Below are 17,435 nucleotides of genomic sequence, written 5' to 3'. Positions count from 1 at the left end.
GTAAATGGCAGTTGCCTCCGGCGCCTACAAGAAAGCCCTCGAGGGCGACCAGACACCAAAACAGGTGCTGGTCAAAATCGACCGGGTCACGAAGAAGTTCGACGAGACGATTGCCGTGGACGACGTGTCCCTGGAAATCAAGAAGGGCGAAATTTTTGCTCTGCTCGGCGGTTCGGGATCGGGCAAATCCACCTTGCTACGGATGCTGGCAGGCTTCGAACGGCCCACGGAAGGGCGGATTTTCCTCGACGGCGTCGACATCACCGACATGCCGCCGTACGACCGTCCGATCAACATGATGTTCCAGTCCTACGCTTTGTTCCCGCACATGACCGTGGCGCAGAACATTGCCTTCGGCTTGCAGCAGGACAAGATCCCCAAGGCCGAGATCGACGCCCGCGTGGCCGAGATGCTCAAGCTGGTGCAGATGAGCCAGTACGCCAAGCGCAAGCCGCATCAACTGTCCGGCGGCCAGCGTCAACGCGTGGCCCTGGCCCGTTCGCTGGCCAAGCGGCCGAAGCTGTTGCTGCTCGACGAACCGATGGGCGCACTGGACAAAAAGCTGCGTTCGCAGATGCAGCTGGAACTGGTGGAAATCATCGAGCGCGTCGGCGTGACCTGCGTGATGGTGACCCACGACCAGGAAGAGGCCATGACCATGGCCGAGCGCATCGCGATCATGCACCTGGGCTGGATTGCGCAGATTGGTAGCCCGATTGACATCTACGAAACCCCGACCAGCCGTCTGGTCTGCGAATTCATCGGCAACGTCAACATCTTCGAAGGCGAAGTGATCGACGACGCCGAAGGCCACGCGACCATCACCTGCAAGGACCTCGACCGGCAGATCTACGTCGGCCACGGCATCAGTACCTCGGTGCAGGACAAGTCGGTCACCTACGCGATTCGCCCGGAAAAACTGCTGGTCACCGCCGACATGCCGACCTGCGAGTACAACTGGTCGAGCGGCAAGGTCCACGACATCGCTTATCTGGGCGGGCACTCGGTGTTCTACGTCGAATTGCCGAGCGGCAAACTGGTGCAGTCGTTCGTCGCCAACGCCGAACGTCGCGGCGCGCGTCCGACCTGGGGCGATCAGGTCTACGTGTGGTGGGAAGACGATAGCGGCGTGGTACTTCGCTCATGAACATGCGCAAATTCAAACGCCGTATAAACCGAATCATCCCCAATGGCCGGCAGCTGGTCATCGGGGTGCCGTTCATCTGGCTGTTCCTGTTCTTCATGCTGCCGTTCTTCATCGTTCTGAAGATCAGCTTCGCCGAAGCCGACGTGGCGATCCCGCCGTACACCGAGATCTACACCTACGCCGAGCAGAAGCTGCAACTGCTGCTGAACCTGGGCAACTACGCGTTGCTTGGCGACGACGAACTGTACATCGCCGCCTATCTCGGCTCGCTGAAAATGGCCTTTATCAGCACCGTGCTCTGCCTGCTGATCGGTTACCCGATGGCCTACGCCATCGCCAGCGCGCGCAAGGAGCTGCAAACGGTACTGGTGCTGCTGATCATGATGCCGACCTGGACGGCGATCCTGATCCGCGTGTACGCGTGGATGGGCATCCTCAGCAACAACGGCCTGCTCAACGGCTTCCTGATGAGCATGGGCCTGATCGACGAGCCGCTGCAGATCCTCAACACCAACCTGGCGGTGTACATCGGGATTGTCTATTCGTACCTGCCGTTCATGATCCTGCCGCTGTACGCCAACCTGGTGAAGCACGATCAGAGTCTGCTGGAAGCCGCGTCGGATCTGGGTTCGAGCACCTTCAACAGCTTCTGGAAAATCACCATTCCGCTGTCCAAGAACGGCATCATTGCCGGCTGCATGCTGGTGTTCATTCCCGTGGTCGGCGAGTTCGTGATCCCGGAACTGCTCGGCGGCCCGGAAACCCTGATGATCGGTAAGGTGCTGTGGCAAGAATTCTTCAACAACCGCGACTGGCCGGTGGCGTCCGCCCTGGCGGTGGTGATGCTGGCGATCCTGATTGTGCCGATCATTCTGTTCAACCGCAGTCAGGCCAAGGAAATGGAGGGTAAAGAATGAAGCGCTTCCGTTTCTCCAGCCTGATGCTGGTACTGGGTCTGATCTTCATCTATCTGCCGATGCTGATTCTGGTGATCTACTCGTTCAACGCCTCGAAACTGGTGACGGTATGGGGCGGCTGGTCGATCAAGTGGTACGTCGGCCTGCTCGACAACTCGCAACTGATGGGCTCGGTGCTGCGCTCGCTGGAAATCGCCTGCTACACCGCGGTTGCTGCGGTGGCGCTGGGTACCCTGGCAGCGTTCGTGCTGACCCGCATCACTCACTTCAAGGGCCGCACGCTGTTCGGTGGCCTGGTGACTGCGCCGTTGGTGATGCCGGAAGTGATCACCGGTCTGTCGCTGTTGCTGCTGTTCGTGGCCATGGCCCAAATGATCGGCTGGCCGCAGGAGCGCGGCATCGTCACCATCTGGATCGCCCACACCACGTTCTGCGCCGCGTATGTGGCGGTGGTGGTGTCAGCGCGCTTGCGTGAGCTGGACCTGTCGATCGAAGAGGCGGCGATGGACTTGGGCGCGCGGCCGTGGAAGGTGTTCTTCCTGATCACCATCCCGATGATCGCGCCGTCGCTGGCGGCGGGCGGGATGATGTCGTTCGCGCTGTCGCTGGATGACCTGGTGCTGGCGAGCTTCGTGTCCGGCCCGGGTTCGACGACCCTGCCGATGGAAGTGTTCTCGGCCGTGCGCCTGGGTGTGAAGCCGGAAATCAACGCCGTGGCCAGTCTGATTCTGCTGGCGGTGTCGCTGGTGACCTTCCTCGTCTGGTTCTTCAGCCGCCGCGCCGAAGAAGCACGCAAGAAAGCCATCCAGCAAGCCATCGAAGAAAGCGCCGCCGATTCGTGGAAACAACCGGACGCACGCCGCGCGCCAGCGCCGGAAGCGGCCTAAGCAATATCAGGTTGGCCTCAACCCTGCGGCCAACCTGGTTGTAAATGTGGGAGCGAGCCTGCTCGCGAAGACGGAGTGTCAGTCGACTCAGATGCCGGCTGACACAGCGCTTTCGCGAGCAGGCTCGCTCCCACATTTGGAATGCAATCTCCTGTGGGAGCGAGCTTGCTCGCGAAAGGGCCGGTCGAGACGGCATCAATCTATTGCGCAGCCCGCGCAGGCAACAGCTTCAACGTACTGCGCGTATTCGCCAGCACCTCTTCCTCGCTGAAATGCGCCTGCACATAAATCCCCTCCACATACGCCTCGGCCTGGTCGTCATAGTGGCGGTCCAGCGGCACGCCACTCTGGCCGACCGGATTGATCGTCAGGCTATGGACCGGATCGGCGAAGTCCACCAGGCGTCGGGTCGACGGTCCATAGGTCACCGGCCATGGCGCCGGGCCGATCTTCGCCGAGAGGTTGTTTGGCACTTCGTGGCTGCCTGGCGCCGCGAACGGGCCGACGTTGAACAGGCGATCCAGCGGCTTCTGCTGCCCCAGCGGATGGCCGTGAGTCAGGGTGTGCGCCGCGCCCCACTGCCAACCGGCCACGTTATCGCCGAGGGTCAGTTTCAGATGCGCCATGCTTGCCGCCCACGCCGTGCGCACGACATCGGCGCGGGTTTCTTTGGCCGGCGTGCTGCGATTGTCCCACCACGGTGAGTCCGCCTTGGCCGCCAGGCGTGGCAGCGCTGAGTCGATTACCCGCGTCGACAGCAGTGTTTCGAAGAAGTCATTGCCCAACTCATCGCGCATCGCCGCATCGGCAAGGTCGTAGAGGAATTGGTTGAACAGCGTCGCGCTGACGGAATTCAGCGGATAGTCGCCGGGCCATTGCGCCAATTGCTCGACCAGTTTCAGCTGCGCCGGATCACTCACCACCTCACGCAAAACCGGCAACAGCGGCGCCAACAGACGCGGGCCGTAACCGGTCGTCGTGCCCAGCTGCAGTTGCTGGTTGGCCTCGTTGCTCCACTTCACCCGGTTGTCGCTGAGCTGACGGTCAAGCTGCTGACCACGATCGGCAAGGTTGTAGTAACCGGGGATCTCCATGCCGGTCGGCGACACGGGCTGGAAGTTGGCCGAGACGATATAGCCGCGCGCCGGGTTCTCTTCCTGCGGGTTGGCGCTGAACGGGTAGTAGCCGTCCTTGTCCGCTTCGGGCGTGCTGCCGTCGAGGATGAAGCCCGGTTGCACCCCGGCCGGACGTTTGGGCAGCAAGGCCGAGGCCCACCAGGCGATATCGCCTTTGGCGTTGGCGTACACCAGATTCAGGCCCGGCGCCTGCACCTTGGCCGCTGCCGCGCGGGCCTTGGCCAAGGTGTCGGCGCGGTTGAGCTGGTAGAAGCCGTCGAGGATCGGGTTAGGTGTTTCGAGGAAGGCCCACCACATCGCGATCGGGGTCTTGCCGGCGGCGCTGCCAAGAGCATCGTTGACGATTGGCCCGTGCGGGGAGTGGCGCAAGGTGAGCGTCACCGGCGCCTGACCCTTTACCTTGATCTGTTGTTCGCTGACGAGCATCTCGGTCCACTGACCGCGATACCAGACTTGATTGGGGTTGTCCGGGTTGACCTTCTCGGCGATCAGATCGAGGTCATCGTTCTGGAACATGGTCAGGCTCCAGCCGAAATCGAGGTTGTGCCCCAGAAACGCGAACGGCACCAGTGCCTGATGATGGCCGTACAACTCGAAACCCGGCGCCGACAGCTGCGCCTCGTACCACACCGACGGCACCGAGAAACGAATATGCGGATCGCCGGCCAGCAACGGCTTGCCACTCTGGCTGCGGCTGCCGGCAATCACCCAGGCGTTGCTGCCCTCGAACTGCGGCAGGCCGTTGTCGAGCAGCGCCTGTTCGCTGAGGCGGGCGAGGGCGGTGAGGTCCTGCCAGTCGCCGGCGGCGAGGGCCGGTGCGTGCCGGGTGTGATTGGTGGCCAGAACGCCTTTGGCCTGCCAGTCGAGATCGAAGACATTGAGGTAATCGGCGCCGAGCTGATCGCGCACGTAGGTCAGCAGCGGCTCGGTGCGAAACGCAGCGGCAAAGCTGTAGGCCATGTAGCCGGCGACGCTGATGCTGTCTTCGGCAGTGAACGGCCGCTTGGGGATGCCCAGCACGTCGAACTCGATCGGCGCGGCGTGGGTGTCCTGATATTGGTTGATGCCATCCAGATAGGCTTGCAGGCCCTTCCATGCCGGCGACTGCTTGTCGAGGCTGGCGACGTAACTGGCCGCGCGCTCCCGAATGCGCAGGCTGCGAAACAGTTTGTCGGTGTCGAGCAGTTTCGGCCCGAGCACTTCGGCCAGCTCGCCCCGAGAGAGGCGGCGCATGGCTTCCATCTGGAACAGACGATCCTGCGCGTGCACATAACCGAGGGCGCGATAGAGGTCGGTTTCGTTCTCGGCGCGGATATGCGGCACACCGCGCTCGTCATAGCGCACGGTCACCGAGCCTTGCAGGTTGCGCAGCTCGACCTGGCCCTGGCGCGTCGGCTGCTTGCTGTAGATATACCCGCCGGCGGCGCCGAGCAGGACAACGATGAGCAAGGCAACGACGATCAACGCACGCTTCATGGTGACTCCTTGTGCAGGCGGGAGGGCCGCCCATCGGGCTGCAAACATTTATCACAGAGCATCTGTGCGCTGCAGCGCTGTCCTTGAAAAGTCCGGAATGCCTTACTTCGCGTCCGCCGGCCATGGGCAATAACAACCCACCGCCAAGGTGTGGGTAGCATTGACCGGGCGATCTTCCGTCAGGGCATGCAGGATCGGTTCGATAAAGCTGTTGCTGGAGTTGCAGGTCAAGCCTTCGCTGTACGGGCCGAAGTAGGCGAGTTTGCCGCTGCGATCCCAGATCGCCACGGCAGGGCTGGCGGGGATCTGTTCGGCGCCGGGCAGGACGATGATGGTTTTCAGGCTGGCGAGGGTGGCGGGCAACTGGCCGTGGCTGCCGGGCTTTTGCACGGCGAAGAACTCCACTCCACGCGCGCCGAACTGTTCGACCATCTCGCTCAGGTGCTGTTGATTGCCGACATTGCACGGACAGGCCGGGTCCCAGAAGTGCACGAGGCGGATATTTCCCGGCCCGGCGAGGTTGTCCGGCAGGCGCAGCGGGTCACCGGAAAATACCGCCGTATGTTCGCTGAACGCGCGCAGATAGCGGCCCTGAAACCAGTCATACGCCGCCCATAGCACCCCGGCGCAGATCAGCGCGAGCAGGCTGGCGAACAGTGCGGTGCGGTAGGGCGAACGCATGGTTTTCGATCCTCGAAAGGCCGGCTAGCTTGCCATGTCTGCCTCTAGAGATGAATATCGCAGGCCGATAAAGTCCGTTTCCCGCTCTGGAATGTCCGCATGCCTGATACTTTCGACCCCGATCATTTACGCGCGAGCCTCAAGCCATTGGCCGAGTGGCAGCCGTTATCGGATGAGGCGAAGGATTATCAGCGCTTCTACAAGACCGACTTCGCCGAGCGCGATGTCTGGCGCGGCATGGGTCGTTTCGAAGTCGATGGCTACGAGCTGGTCAGCCATTGCTGGTGGCCGGAGAAGGTCAAGGCGACGCTGTTTCTGCTCCACGGTTATTACGACCACATCGGCCTGTACCGGCATGTGATCGAGTGGGCGCTGGATCAGGATTTCGCCGTGATCGCCTGCGACTTGCCGGGCCATGGTCTGTCGAGCGGGCCACGGGCAAGCATTCGTGATTTCGCTGAATACCAGGACGTGTTGCAGGCGCTGTTCGCTGAAGCGAACTCGATCGCGCTGCCGCAGCCTTGGCATTTGTGCGGGCAAAGCACCGGTGGCGCGATTGTCGTCGATCACCTGCTCAACCATGGCGAGAACAGCCCGGCGCAGGGGCAGGTGATTCTGCTGGCGCCGTTGGTGCGGCCGAGGGCGTGGGGCTGGTCGCAGCTGAGTTATTACCTGCTGCGGCCGTTTGTGCGCGGGGTGGTGCGACGCTTTAGCGAGAATTCCAACGATCCGGATTTTCTGCCGTTTCTGCAGGCCGACCCGTTACAGCCAAGACGTCTGCCAACGAAATGGGTGGGCGCGCTGTCGCGCTGGATCATCCGCGTCGAGCACGCGAAAAAAAGTCCGCGACGGCCGCTGATCATTCAGGGGCAGGCGGACATGACTGTCGACTGGCAGCACAATCTGCAGGTGTTGAAATGGAAGTTCGACCGGCCGCAGATACTGCTGTTGGCCGAGGCACGGCATCACCTGGCCAATGAAACGGCGGAGATGCGTGAGGAGTATTTCGAATTCTTGAGCAAGCGGATCAGGGGCAGGAATCTGTAGCGGCTGTGCGGGTCTCTTCGCGAGCAGGCTCGCTCCCACAGGGAATTCGGGATGCTCACACATTTTGTGTCCACTGATGATCCAATGTGGGAGCGAGCCTGCTCGCGAATGCGATCTTTCAGGCAACGAAGATTATTGGCCGACCGCCAACCCCGCCCGAATCGCCGCCAGTGCCGCCTGGTAGTAAGCCTTGCCCTCGGTCGACTCGGCAAACGTCGCAAACTCTTCCAGCTCTTCATCCGACAAATCGCGATAGACGTAGAGCAACGTGTTGTTCAGATCGGCGCCGATCTGATCCATCAGCCGCTGGCGCTGACCATTCAGCATGCCCTGTGCCTGTCCACCGCCAAGCAATCCCGGAATCATCGAACTCAAGCTGTCCGCTGCCACGCCGGCAATCGCCAGGCTGACCTCGGCGCCAGCCTCACGGGCCGGCAGGGCCTGGGCGAGATGGCCGATGATCAGCAAGCGACTGTCGCTGGCCTGCATCTTCGGCAGGCCCTGGGCATTTTTTGCCAGTTGATCGCGACGGGTTGCGAGCAATTCGGCGGCGACGATTTTCTTGCCCAGTGGTGACTGGAAGAAGGTCAGCGCCGGTTTCGGGTCGGCGAGTTTCTGCCGCAGTTGCGCTTCGGCACGCTGATCCATGGCCTGCGCGGCGAAGCGCTGATTGCTGTTGTTGACCAGCGCCTGAAATACCGCAGGTGGCAGGCTGTTCTGATAGCGCTGCTGGGCGGCGCTCAGGGCATCGTTGAAATGCGCGCGTTGTTCTGGCCAGCCGGCGACCTTGTACAACTGATCGTGGCCGTCCGCCCAGGCGGGCAATACGCAGAACATCAACAGTGAAAAAAGCAAACGGCGCATAGGGACTCCTGTCAGCAGCGGACTATTGTCCGTGCGGTGCCGGTACTTGTCGAGAATTCGTAGCAAGGCGCTGCGTGGCTCTGTCGGATTTTTTGCCGTCGGCATACTATGCGCGCCATGCCGATATCCTCTGAACACCCGCTGCTGTTACGCATTGTCGACGACCTGGCCGAACACGGCTGGTCGCAGCAGAACATCTTCCTGCCCGCCGATCTGACCCGGGCGCTGGCGGCCGAGTGCCGTAAACGTGAAGCCGAGGGTGAGCTGGCGCCGGCGGCGGTCGGACGCGGGCCGTTTTCGGAGATTCGCGAGGGTATTCGCGGCGATCACATCCAGTGGATCGACCCGGGTCAGGCCGACGCCACTGACCGCTACCTGAGCCTGATGGACAGGCTGCGCGAGGCACTCAATCGTGGCTTGTTTCTGGGGCTCGAGGATTTCGAATGCCATTTCGCCCTGTACCCGCCCGGCGCGTTCTACCTCAAGCATCTCGACCGCTTTCGCGATGATGACCGGCGCATGGTGTCGGCGGTGATCTACCTCAACGACGCCTGGCTGCCGGAGGACGGCGGACAGTTGCGCATGTACCTGGGCGAAGAACGTGTGCATGACGTACAGCCGACCGGCGGCTGTCTGGTGGTGTTTCTCTCCGGCGAAGTGCCCCACGAAGTGTTGCCGGCCCATCGCGAGCGCCTGTCGCTGACTGGCTGGTTCCGTCGCCGTGGCAACGAGCCGTTCTGAACATGGAAAAGATCCTGGTCAGTCGCTGCCTGTTGGGCCATCGCGTGCGTTATGACGGTGGTGCGAGCGGGCCGTTTGATCTGCTTGAGCAGTGGATCGAAGAAGGGCGCGTGGTGCCGTTGTGTCCGGAGGTGGCGGGTGGATTGCCGACGCCGCGGGCGGCGGCGGAGATTCCTGGCGGGCAGGGCGGTCAGGTGCTGGATGGCATTGCCGCAGTCATCACTACTGATGGCGAGGATGTCAGCGCGCAGTTTCTCGAGGGGGCGCGGCAAGCGCTGGAACTGGTGCAAAAGCACGGCATTCGGGTGGCGGTGCTCAAGGCCAACAGCCCCTCTTGCGGGAATCTGTTGACATATGACGGCACGTTCAGTGGGGTCAAAGTCAGTGGCGAAGGGGTGACGGCGGCGTTGCTCAAGCGTCATGGGGTTCGGGTTTTCAGTGAACTTGAGCTGGTTGAGGCGGCGGTGACTCTGGCTGCTTTGGACTGATCCGCCATCGTTGCCCTCACCCCAGCCCTCTCCCGGGGGGAGAGGGGGCCGACCGAGGTGTCTGGCGCTGTCCATCGACCTGAAAGACCTTGGCGACCAGGGATTCGACAAAGCCATGATCAGTCGATTTCGGATTCGGTATAGCAATCCCAAGTCGGCGTACCTCTAAAGCATCCCCGGATCAGTTCCCTCTCCCTCCGGGAGAGGGTTAGGGTGAGGGGCTCTTACGGTTTCAACCACTTCTCGGACAGCGCCGCCAACCGCCCATCCGCCTTGATCCGTTCCAGCGCGCTCTTTAGGCTGGCCTGAAATGCCGGATTACCCTTCTGAAACGGGATCGCCAGCTCGACCGGCACTGCCGCTTTCGGCTTCGCTTCGGTCAACGCCTGCACCAGCACCAGCGGCCGCGGCGTCTCGTCCTTCTTCGCCAACAACTGCCCGTCGACCTCGCCGTACGGCTCGCTGAAGTCGAAACGATCCTTGAGTTCGGGTGTCAGTGCTATGTGGTTGAGCGCGACATCGTATTTGCCGCTTTCAACGCCCTGGAGCAGGTCGCCCTCGTCGGTGACGATGAAGTCGGCGCGTACATCCAGCTCTTGGGCCAGAAGTTGCCCAAGCTCGACCTCGAACCCCGTGAGGGTGTCGCCTTCCTTGTAATTGAAGGGCGGTGTATTAGCCTCAAGGGCTATGCGCAGCTCGCCACGGTCGTTGACGTCATCAATCAGTTCGGCGTGAGCCAGCGGGCTCAGAAGGGGTAGCAGGCAGATCAGGCCAGGCAGCAGGCGCATGGTCACTCCTTTGAAATCATTATCGCGACGCTCTGATTCAGGCTCGCTTTGCTATGGTTGTCGAGTGCCTTCGACAACGAATGGTCATGAAGTTGTCATGACCGTGCGGATTTTACGGAAAAACTGGAGAAGAAAATGAAAAGCTTTTTGTCACGTGCAGCGTTGGCCGGTGTGCTGATGGGTGTTTCGGTGCTGGCCAGTGCGGCGACACCGGCGCCGAAGGATGCTGAAGTGTTCATCGTTTCTCCCGAGGACGGCGCCACCGTCTCGCAGGAATTCAAGGTCAAGTTCGGCGTCAAGAACATCGCGCTGGCCCCGGCGGGTGACACCACCAAGAACACCGGCCACCATCACCTGCTGATCGACGTCGACGACCTGCCGGCCGAAGGCGCGCCGATCCCGACTGACGCTCACCACATGCATTTCGGCAAGGCGCAGACCGAAGCCACGATCAAACTGGCCCCGGGCAAGCACACCTTGCAACTGATCCTCGGCGACAGCGGCCACATGCCGTTCGACCCATCGATCGTTTCGGAAAAAATCACGGTCAACGTGAAATAAAAAAAGGGAGCCTTTCGGGGCTCCCTTTTTTATTCAGCTTCAAGTGGCTAGCTGCAAGCGGCAAGTAAAGGCAAAGCGCTTTCACTTGCCGCTTGTAGCTGCTTTTAGAAAAGCACCCGACTACGGATAGTACCGTTGACGTGTTGCAGCTTCTCTTGCGCCAGCTCCGAGTATTCGGCGTCGACGTCGATCACCACGTAACCGACCTTCTCGTTGGTCTGCAGGAACTGACCGGAGATGTTGATGCCGTTTTCGGCGAAGACCTTGTTGATCTCGCTCATCACACCCGGGATGTTCTCGTGGATGTGCAGCAGGCGGTGCTTGCCAGGGTGAGCCGGCAGGGCCACTTCCGGGAAGTTGACCGACGACACCGAGGTACCGTTGTCGCTGTACTTGACCAGTTTCTCCGCCACTTCCAGACCGATGTTGGCTTGCGCTTCGGCGGTCGAGCCGCCGATGTGCGGGGTCAGGATCACGTTGTCGAGGCCACGCAGCGGGCTTTCGAACTCTTCGTCGTTGGAGCGGGGCTCCACCGGGAACACGTCGATGGCCGCGCCGATCAGGTGCTTGTCCTTGATCGCGTCCGCCAAGGCGTCGAGCTCGACCACGGTGCCACGTGCAGCGTTGATCAGGATGCCGCCCTTCTTGATGGCGCGGATTTCCTTCTCGCCGATCATCCACTGAGTGGCGGCGGTTTCCGGTACGTGCAGGGTGACGATGTCGGACATGCCCAGCAGCTCGTGCAGATTGTTGACCTGCGTAGCGTTGCCCAGCGGCAGCTTGGTCACGGTGTCATAGAAGAACACCTGCATGCCCAGACCTTCAGCCAGCACCGACAACTGCGTGCCGATCGAGCCGTAGCCGACGATGCCCAGCTTCTTGCCACGGATCTCGAACGAGTTGGCAGCGGACTTGATCCAGCCGCCACGGTGGCAGGAGGCATTTTTCTCAGGGATGCCGCGCAGCAGCAGGATCGCTTCGGCCAGTACCAGCTCGGCTACGGAACGGGTGTTGGAGTACGGTGCGTTGAACACGGCGATACCGCGCTCGCGGGCCGCACTGAGGTCAACCTGGTTGGTGCCGATGCAGAAACAGCCGACCGCGACCAGTTTCTTCGCGTGATCGAAGATCTCTTCGGTCAGTTGCGTGCGCGAGCGAATGCCGATGAAGTGAGCGTCAGCAATCTTTTCCTTGAGCTGGGCTTCCGGCAAGGAACCAGTCAGGTATTCGATGCTGGTGTAGCCCGCCGCCTTGAGGACGTCGACAGCCGATTGGTGGACGCCTTCGAGAAGAAGGAACTTGATCTTGCTCTTATCGAGAGAAGTCTTGCTCATCTGCGTAAACCTGTATCCCGGAGAAAAATGGCAGGGAGGGAGCAGCCTGGAGCTGACCCGCACGGCAACAAAGCCGTCACCGCGGATCTGGCCTTGGGCACTGTCCTGCGGGGTCGGTATGCTAGCATAGCCACCCCGCTAAACACTCATTCCTGCGACGTGAAGCGTTCTCAGGATGACCATGAATTGTTCGAGAGTTCTGTCGATGACCAATCCTGCGCTGATTGATGAACTGAAGACCCTGGTTGAGCCTGGCAAAGTCCTCACCGACGCCGACTCCCTGAACACTTACGGCAAGGATTGGACCAAGCACTTCGCCCCGGCACCGAGCGCCATCGTGTTTCCCAAGACCATCGAGCAAGTGCAGGCCGTGGTGCGTTGGGCCAACACTCACAAGGTTGCGCTGGTGCCATCCGGCGGGCGCACCGGGTTGTCCGCCGCTGCGGTGGCGGCCAATGGCGAAGTGGTGGTTTCGTTCGATTACATGAACCAGATTCTCGACGTCAACCTCACCGACCGCACTGCCGTGTGCCAACCGGGCGTGGTCACTGAGCATCTGCAGAACGTCGCCGAAGAAAACGGCCTGTACTATCCGGTCGACTTCGCCTCGGCAGGTTCCAGCCAGATTGGCGGCAATATCGGCACCAATGCCGGCGGGATCAAAGTGATTCGCTACGGCATGACCCGCAACTGGGTGGCCGGCATGAAAGTCGTCACCGGCAAGGGCGATGTGCTCGAACTGAACAAGGACCTGATCAAGAACGCCACCGGTTACGACTTGCGTCAGCTGTTCATCGGCGCCGAGGGCACCCTCGGTTTCGTCGTCGAAGCGACCATGCGCCTTGATCGCGCGCCGAAAAACCTCACGGCGATGGTCCTCGGCACCGCCGATTTCGATTCGATCATGCCGGTGCTGCATGCCTTCCAGGGCAAACTCGACCTGACGGCGTTCGAATTCTTCTCCGACAAGGCCCTGGCCAAGGTCATGGGCCGTGGCGACGTGCCGGCGCCATTCGACACCGAGTGCCCGTTCTACGCCCTGCTGGAATTCGAAGCGACTACCGAAGAAGTGGCCAACAGCGCGCTGGAAACCTTCGAGCACTGCGTTGAACAGGGCTGGGTGCTCGACGGTGTGATGAGCCAGAGCGAAACCCAACTGCACAATCTGTGGAAGCTGCGCGAGTACATCTCCGAAACCATTTCCCACTGGACGCCGTACAAGAACGACATCTCGGTTACCGTCTCGAAAGTGCCGGCGTTCCTGCGCGAAATCGACGCGATCGTTGGCGAGCACTACCCGGATTTCGAAATCGTCTGGTTCGGCCACATCGGCGACGGCAACCTGCACCTGAACATCCTCAAGCCGGAAAACCTGAGCAAGGACGAGTTCTTCGCCAAGTGCGCCACCGTCAACAAGTGGGTGTTCGAAACCGTCGAGAAATACAACGGCTCGATCTCGGCCGAGCACGGCGTCGGTATGACCAAGCGTGATTACCTGACCTACAGCCGCTCGCCGGCCGAGATCGAGTACATGAAAGCGGTCAAGGCAGTGTTCGACCCGAACGGCATCATGAACCCGGGCAAGATTTTCCCGGTTTGATCGGTAATCTCTGTTGAATCAATAAAGGCAGGAGTCGGTAAATGAGCTATCAGCACCAGTACGTCGACGGCACGCGCATTCACTTCCCGATCGGGAAAGTCGTGTGCATTGGCCGCAATTACGCCGAACACGCCAAGGAACTGGATAACCCAGTGCCGACCGAGCCGCTGCTGTTCATCAAGCCGGGCAGTTGCGTGGTGCCGCTGGAAGGCGGGTTCAGCATTCCGACCGAGCGTGGTTCAGTGCACTACGAGGCGGAGATCGCCGTGTTGATCGGCAAGCCGCTGTCGACCAAGCCGAGCCGTGAAGAAGTCCTCGATGCGATCTCAGGCTTCGCCCCGGCGCTGGACCTGACCCTGCGCGACAAGCAAGCCGAGCTGAAAGCCAAGGGCCTGCCGTGGGAAATCGCCAAGTCGTTCGACGGCGCGGCGGTGATCGCGCCGTTCGTGGTCGGCAGCACCTTCGCTGACCTGACCGACATCGGCATCCGCCTGACCATCAACGGCGAAGTGCGCCAGGACGGCAACAGCAGCGCGATGCTCAACCCGATCGTGCCGATGATCCAGCACATGGCTGGCTGCTTCTCGCTGCAGGCCGGTGACGTGATCCTTACGGGTACGCCAGTGGGCGTCGGCCCGCTGAACGTCGGCGATGAAATCGTCCTCGAGCTGCCGGGGGCGAGCAGCTTCAGCAGCAGCGTGCGCTAACCGCGGAACCCCTTGCAGGGGGTGAGCTTTGTGGTGAGGGTATAAATCCCCTCGCCACAAGTGTGTTGCTGGCAAACGCACACGGCAATCCCGCCATTTCCCGTTTTTTTCACATCCTCTCTGGATAATTCCCGCGATTCTGGCGTCTCAGCCGGCCTCTTTGTGCTATTACCCTTGGCCTGAATTAACGGAACGCATCCCTCGATGGCATCTCGAACTCAGCAGAAATCCCCCTCCCGTTCGCGCTTCGTCCTGCGCTGGTATGTCTGGCTGTTGCTGGTCATCGCCGCAGCCTATGGGCTGGCGTTCGCCATGCATTGGGATGATCGCGGCGTGCTGTGGGTGCTGGAGCGCTTCGAGAGCAAGGCCGAGCAAAAGGAGAGTGTGTGGCTGCCGGATTATCAGGTGGTGATCGATGCCAAGCCGCTGCCGGGGATGGAAAAGGACGAAGCTTCGGATCTGGCCTATAACCCGCAGACAAAGACCCTGTTCGCGGTGATGGGCAAGAATGCCTTCCTGGTCGAGCTGACGCTTGAGGGCGACGTGTTGCGCAAGATGCCGTTGGTGGGCTGGAGCAATCCGGAAGGCTTGACGGTCATGGAAAACGGTTTGCTGGCCATTGTCGATGAGCGTGAGCATACCTTGTCGATCGTCAAGATCGACGCCGCGACTCGTGAGCTGAACATCGCCGACTTCCCGAAATACGATCTCGGGCCGTCGAAAGATCAGAACAAGGCGTTTGAGGCCATCACGTGGGATCCGCGCAATCAGCGATTGATTCTGGGGGAGGAACGCCCGCCGGCGCTGTTCACCTGGAAAAGCGATGGCGGCCAGACCCTGCAGGGCGACAAGCAGAAGCTGGCGAGCGATCAGCTGGATCTGCGCAACCTGTCGGCGCTGGCTGTCGATCCGCGCACTGGCCATCTGCTGGTGCTGTCGGCGGATTCACACCTGTTGCTTGAACTCGACGAGGATGGCAAGCAAGTCAGCTTCATGACGTTGCTTGGGAATTTCAACGGTCTGAAAGACACCATTCCCCGCGCCGAAGGCATGACCATGGATGCGGACGGCACGCTGTACATGGTCAGCGAGCCGAACCTGTTCTACCGATTCGAAAAACACCGGTGATGCCTTCCCTGTAGGAGCTGCCGCAGGCTGCGATCTTTTGATCTTGCTTATGAAAGTCAAAAAATCGCAGCCTTCGGCAGCTCCTACGGCGCTTGGCTTGTGATCTGAGGCAAGTGGCCATTAAGCTTCAATTCAGACGGGCGTGATATTTCATCGGCCTGTCATGAATCCGAGCCTGCCTGAATGCGTCGACTTGCCCGCCCCAAACCGCTGATTCTCGTCCTGTTGATGATTGTCCTGATTGCGTTGATCGCGATCGGCCAATACCTGCGTCTGTTCGAGCGCGCCTGGTTCAACCTGCACACGCTGTGGCAACCGGTGAGCAGCGAGGCGATCGGCCTGGATCAATATCGGGTGACCATCGAAGCGCGACCGATCGACGGGCTCGACGATGACGTCTCGGCGCTGACCTACGATCCGGTGCGCAAAAGCCTGTTCACCGTGACCAACAAGAATTCCGAACTGATCGAATTGTCCCTGGAAGGCAAGATTCTGCGGCGCATCGCTCTGGTGGGGTTTGGCGATCCGGAAGCCGTCGAGTACATCAGTGCCGACACCTACGTGATCACCGACGAGCGTCAGCAACGCCTGATCAAGATCCACCTCGAGGCCGACACCACTTTTCTCGATGCCGAGGATGCCGAGCAAATGACCCTTGGCGTGCACATGTCCGGCAACAAGGGTTTCGAAGGGCTTGCTTATGATTCTGTGGGCAAGCGGCTGTTCGTGGCGAAAGAACGCGACCCGATGCTGATCTACGAAGTCCACGGCTTCCCGCATTTCAAACCGGACAAGACCTACGCGGTGCACGTGATCAACAACCCCAAGCGCGATGCCGGAATGTTTGTGCGTGATCTGTCGAGTCTGCAGTACGACGAGCGCAGCGGGCACTTGCTGGCGCTGTCGGACGAGTCGCGCTTGATCATCGAACTGGATGTCGACGGGCGCCCGTTGAGCACCATGTCGATCAGCGGCGGGCGCCAGGGTTTGCAGAAAACCGTGCCGCAGGCGGAGGGAATTGCAATGGATGATGACGGCACGTTGTACCTGGTGAGCGAGCCGAATCTGTTTTACGTCTTCAAAAAACCGGCACAGCCCTAACCAACACCCCAAAACACTGTGGGAGCTGGCTTGCCAGCGATGAGGCCACCACTTTCAACATCATTGTTGACTGACAGGCCGCTATCGCTGGCAAGCCAGCTCCCACAGGTATTTCATTTGCCCACACCAGTGTGGGCAGTCCGGCTTACTCAGCCTTGAGGGTTTTCACGCCTTCACTGGTGCCCAGCAACAACAGATCCGCCGGACGCGCGGCGAACAGGCCGTTGGTGACCACGCCGACGATGGCATTGATCTGTGCTTCCAGCTCCACCGGGTTGGTGATCTGCAGGTTGAACACGTCGAGGATGATGTTGCCGTTGTCGGTCAGCACGCCTTCGCGGTAGACCGGGTCGCCACCGAGTTTGACCAGTTGGCGGGCTACGTGGCTGCGGGCCATCGGGATGACTTCCACCGGCAGCGGGAACTCGCCGAGTACCGGCACCAGTTTGCTGGCGTCAGCGATGCAGATGAAGGTCTTGGCCACGGCGGCGACAATCTTCTCGCGGGTCAGGGCCGCGCCGCCGCCCTTGATCAGGTTCAGGTGCGCATCGCTCTCATCGGCGCCGTCGACGTAGAACTCCAGATCGCTGACGGTATTCAGCTCATATACCGGAATCCCATGGCCCTTGAGGCGCGCGGCAGTGGCTTCGGAGCTGGCAACGGCGCCATCGAACGCGCCCTTGTGCTGGGCCAGGGCGTCGATGAAGCAGTTGGCGGTGGAGCCGGTGCCGACGCCGACGATGCTCTTGTCGTCGAGTTTCGGCAGGATGAAGTCGACGGCGGCCTGGGCCACGGCCTGTTTGAGTTGATCCTGGGTCATGCGGGCTCCGGA

General features: G+C 60.9%; 17 protein-coding genes. 11 read left to right on the top strand and 6 right to left on the bottom strand.

All coding sequences use genetic code 11. The annotated features are described in order from the left end of the window. Window positions 1-4 precede the first annotated feature (4 nt). The 3 genes from NF676_RS25870 to NF676_RS25860 are packed head-to-tail and all read left to right on the top strand — an operon-like array spanning window position 5 to window position 2,951. Entirely contained in the window at window positions 5-1,147 is a 1,143-nt protein-coding gene (locus NF676_RS25870) for an ABC transporter ATP-binding protein (protein WP_016772662.1), read from the top strand. A gap of 35 nt (window positions 1,148-1,182) precedes the next feature. After that, a complete protein-coding gene (locus tag NF676_RS25865; protein ID WP_177327003.1) occupies window positions 1,183-2,064 on the top strand; it encodes an ABC transporter permease subunit in 882 nt (293 codons plus the stop codon). Continuing rightward, window positions 2,061-2,951 carry an ABC transporter permease subunit gene (locus NF676_RS25860; RefSeq protein ID WP_150742954.1) on the top strand — a complete coding sequence of 297 codons (891 nt, stop codon included), beginning with the start codon at window positions 2,061-2,063 and terminating at the stop codon, window positions 2,949-2,951. Before NF676_RS25865 ends, NF676_RS25860 begins: the two co-directional genes overlap by 4 nt. Window positions 2,952-3,151: 200 nt before the next feature. On the opposite strand, the gene NF676_RS25855 is transcribed toward NF676_RS25860, so the two are convergent. Both NF676_RS25855 and NF676_RS25850 read right to left on the bottom strand, forming a co-directional pair. After that, complete coding sequence (locus tag NF676_RS25855; RefSeq protein WP_252886954.1) at window positions 3,152-5,563, bottom strand: penicillin acylase family protein; 2,412 nt, start codon at window positions 5,561-5,563, stop codon at window positions 3,152-3,154. 102 nt (window positions 5,564-5,665) lie between these two features. Continuing rightward, window positions 5,666-6,244: a DUF6436 domain-containing protein gene (locus NF676_RS25850; protein WP_056786241.1), complete on the bottom strand. Its 579-nt coding sequence runs from the start codon at window positions 6,242-6,244 to the stop codon at window positions 5,666-5,668. Window positions 6,245-6,343: 99 nt separating this feature from the next. Here NF676_RS25850 and bipL point away from each other — a divergent pair, with 99 nt between their 5' ends. Next, window positions 6,344-7,291 carry a phospholipase BipL gene (gene bipL, locus NF676_RS25845; protein WP_252879063.1) on the top strand — a complete coding sequence of 316 codons (948 nt, stop codon included), beginning with the start codon at window positions 6,344-6,346 and terminating at the stop codon, window positions 7,289-7,291. Window positions 7,292-7,423: 132 nt separating this feature from the next. On the opposite strand, the gene NF676_RS25840 is transcribed toward bipL, so the two are convergent. Next, the gene (locus tag NF676_RS25840) at window positions 7,424-8,155 is read right to left on the bottom strand and encodes a DUF2059 domain-containing protein (RefSeq protein ID WP_024014712.1); all 732 of its coding nucleotides are present in this window, start codon (window positions 8,153-8,155) and stop codon (window positions 7,424-7,426) included. 108 nt (window positions 8,156-8,263) lie between these two features. On the opposite strand from NF676_RS25840, the gene NF676_RS25835 reads away from it, so the two are divergent. Beyond that, window positions 8,264-8,896: a 2OG-Fe(II) oxygenase gene (locus NF676_RS25835; protein WP_252886953.1), complete on the top strand. Its 633-nt coding sequence runs from the start codon at window positions 8,264-8,266 to the stop codon at window positions 8,894-8,896. Between the two features lie 2 nt (window positions 8,897-8,898). Next, on the top strand, window positions 8,899-9,384 hold the full coding sequence (locus NF676_RS25830) for a 2-thiouracil desulfurase family protein (RefSeq protein ID WP_252886952.1): 486 nt from the start codon (window positions 8,899-8,901) through the stop codon (window positions 9,382-9,384). Between the two features lie 224 nt (window positions 9,385-9,608). Here the strand turns inward: NF676_RS25830 and NF676_RS25825 are convergent, their stop codons facing one another. Then, window positions 9,609-10,172 (bottom strand): transporter substrate-binding domain-containing protein, encoded by a 564-nt coding sequence (locus NF676_RS25825; RefSeq protein WP_150742959.1) that lies wholly within the window; start codon window positions 10,170-10,172, stop codon window positions 9,609-9,611. A 135-nt stretch (window positions 10,173-10,307) separates the two neighbouring features. On the opposite strand from NF676_RS25825, the gene NF676_RS25820 reads away from it, so the two are divergent. After that, the gene (locus NF676_RS25820) at window positions 10,308-10,733 is read left to right on the top strand and encodes a DUF4399 domain-containing protein (protein ID WP_024014708.1); all 426 of its coding nucleotides are present in this window, start codon (window positions 10,308-10,310) and stop codon (window positions 10,731-10,733) included. Window positions 10,734-10,837: 104 nt separating this feature from the next. On the opposite strand, the gene serA is transcribed toward NF676_RS25820, so the two are convergent. Next, window positions 10,838-12,067 carry a phosphoglycerate dehydrogenase gene (gene serA, locus NF676_RS25815; RefSeq protein WP_024014707.1) on the bottom strand — a complete coding sequence of 410 codons (1,230 nt, stop codon included), beginning with the start codon at window positions 12,065-12,067 and terminating at the stop codon, window positions 10,838-10,840. Window positions 12,068-12,272: 205 nt separating this feature from the next. On the opposite strand from serA, the gene NF676_RS25810 reads away from it, so the two are divergent. The 4 genes from NF676_RS25810 to NF676_RS25795 all read left to right on the top strand — a co-directional run bounded on the left by NF676_RS25810 (window position 12,273) and on the right by NF676_RS25795 (window position 16,603). Then, complete coding sequence (locus NF676_RS25810; protein WP_024014706.1) at window positions 12,273-13,667, top strand: FAD-binding oxidoreductase; 1,395 nt, start codon at window positions 12,273-12,275, stop codon at window positions 13,665-13,667. Between the two features lie 41 nt (window positions 13,668-13,708). After that, window positions 13,709-14,374 carry a fumarylacetoacetate hydrolase family protein gene (locus tag NF676_RS25805; RefSeq protein WP_024014705.1) on the top strand — a complete coding sequence of 222 codons (666 nt, stop codon included), beginning with the start codon at window positions 13,709-13,711 and terminating at the stop codon, window positions 14,372-14,374. Between the two features lie 204 nt (window positions 14,375-14,578). Further along, a complete protein-coding gene (locus NF676_RS25800; RefSeq protein ID WP_252877073.1) occupies window positions 14,579-15,502 on the top strand; it encodes an SdiA-regulated domain-containing protein in 924 nt (307 codons plus the stop codon). A gap of 183 nt (window positions 15,503-15,685) precedes the next feature. After that, entirely contained in the window at window positions 15,686-16,603 is a 918-nt protein-coding gene (locus NF676_RS25795) for an SdiA-regulated domain-containing protein (RefSeq protein ID WP_122612337.1), read from the top strand. Between the two features lie 145 nt (window positions 16,604-16,748). Here NF676_RS25795 and rpiA read toward each other — a convergent pair whose 3' ends face one another. Continuing rightward, entirely contained in the window at window positions 16,749-17,423 is a 675-nt protein-coding gene (gene rpiA, locus NF676_RS25790) for a ribose-5-phosphate isomerase RpiA (RefSeq protein ID WP_007913886.1), read from the bottom strand. Between the last annotated feature and the right edge of the window lie 12 nt (window positions 17,424-17,435).

Origin of the sequence: Pseudomonas siliginis, assembly GCF_024072275.1 — a bacterium.
Taxonomy (GTDB): domain Bacteria; phylum Pseudomonadota; class Gammaproteobacteria; order Pseudomonadales; family Pseudomonadaceae; genus Aquipseudomonas; species Aquipseudomonas siliginis.
Note: the sequence above shows the minus strand (reverse complement) of the source record. Positions and strands in the feature narration are given on the sequence as shown.

Coding starts and splice junctions, on each gene's coding strand:
- NF676_RS25850 (WP_056786241.1), bottom strand. CDS start 6,244: ATGCGTTCGCCCTACCGCACCGCACTGTTCGCCAGCCTGCTCGCGCTG.
- NF676_RS25830 (WP_252886952.1), top strand. CDS start 8,899: ATGGAAAAGATCCTGGTCAGTCGCTGCCTGTTGGGCCATCGCGTGCGT.
- NF676_RS25810 (WP_024014706.1), top strand. CDS start 12,273: ATGACCAATCCTGCGCTGATTGATGAACTGAAGACCCTGGTTGAGCCT.
- serA (WP_024014707.1), bottom strand. CDS start 12,067: ATGAGCAAGACTTCTCTCGATAAGAGCAAGATCAAGTTCCTTCTTCTC.
- NF676_RS25870 (WP_016772662.1), top strand. CDS start 5: ATGGCAGTTGCCTCCGGCGCCTACAAGAAAGCCCTCGAGGGCGACCAG.
- NF676_RS25800 (WP_252877073.1), top strand. CDS start 14,579: ATGGCATCTCGAACTCAGCAGAAATCCCCCTCCCGTTCGCGCTTCGTC.
- NF676_RS25825 (WP_150742959.1), bottom strand. CDS start 10,172: ATGCGCCTGCTGCCTGGCCTGATCTGCCTGCTACCCCTTCTGAGCCCG.
- rpiA (WP_007913886.1), bottom strand. CDS start 17,423: ATGACCCAGGATCAACTCAAACAGGCCGTGGCCCAGGCCGCCGTCGAC.
- bipL (WP_252879063.1), top strand. CDS start 6,344: ATGCCTGATACTTTCGACCCCGATCATTTACGCGCGAGCCTCAAGCCA.
- NF676_RS25835 (WP_252886953.1), top strand. CDS start 8,264: ATGCGCGCCATGCCGATATCCTCTGAACACCCGCTGCTGTTACGCATT.
- NF676_RS25860 (WP_150742954.1), top strand. CDS start 2,061: ATGAAGCGCTTCCGTTTCTCCAGCCTGATGCTGGTACTGGGTCTGATC.
- NF676_RS25795 (WP_122612337.1), top strand. CDS start 15,686: ATGCGTCGACTTGCCCGCCCCAAACCGCTGATTCTCGTCCTGTTGATG.
- NF676_RS25820 (WP_024014708.1), top strand. CDS start 10,308: ATGAAAAGCTTTTTGTCACGTGCAGCGTTGGCCGGTGTGCTGATGGGT.
- NF676_RS25855 (WP_252886954.1), bottom strand. CDS start 5,563: ATGAAGCGTGCGTTGATCGTCGTTGCCTTGCTCATCGTTGTCCTGCTC.
- NF676_RS25805 (WP_024014705.1), top strand. CDS start 13,709: ATGAGCTATCAGCACCAGTACGTCGACGGCACGCGCATTCACTTCCCG.
- NF676_RS25840 (WP_024014712.1), bottom strand. CDS start 8,155: ATGCGCCGTTTGCTTTTTTCACTGTTGATGTTCTGCGTATTGCCCGCC.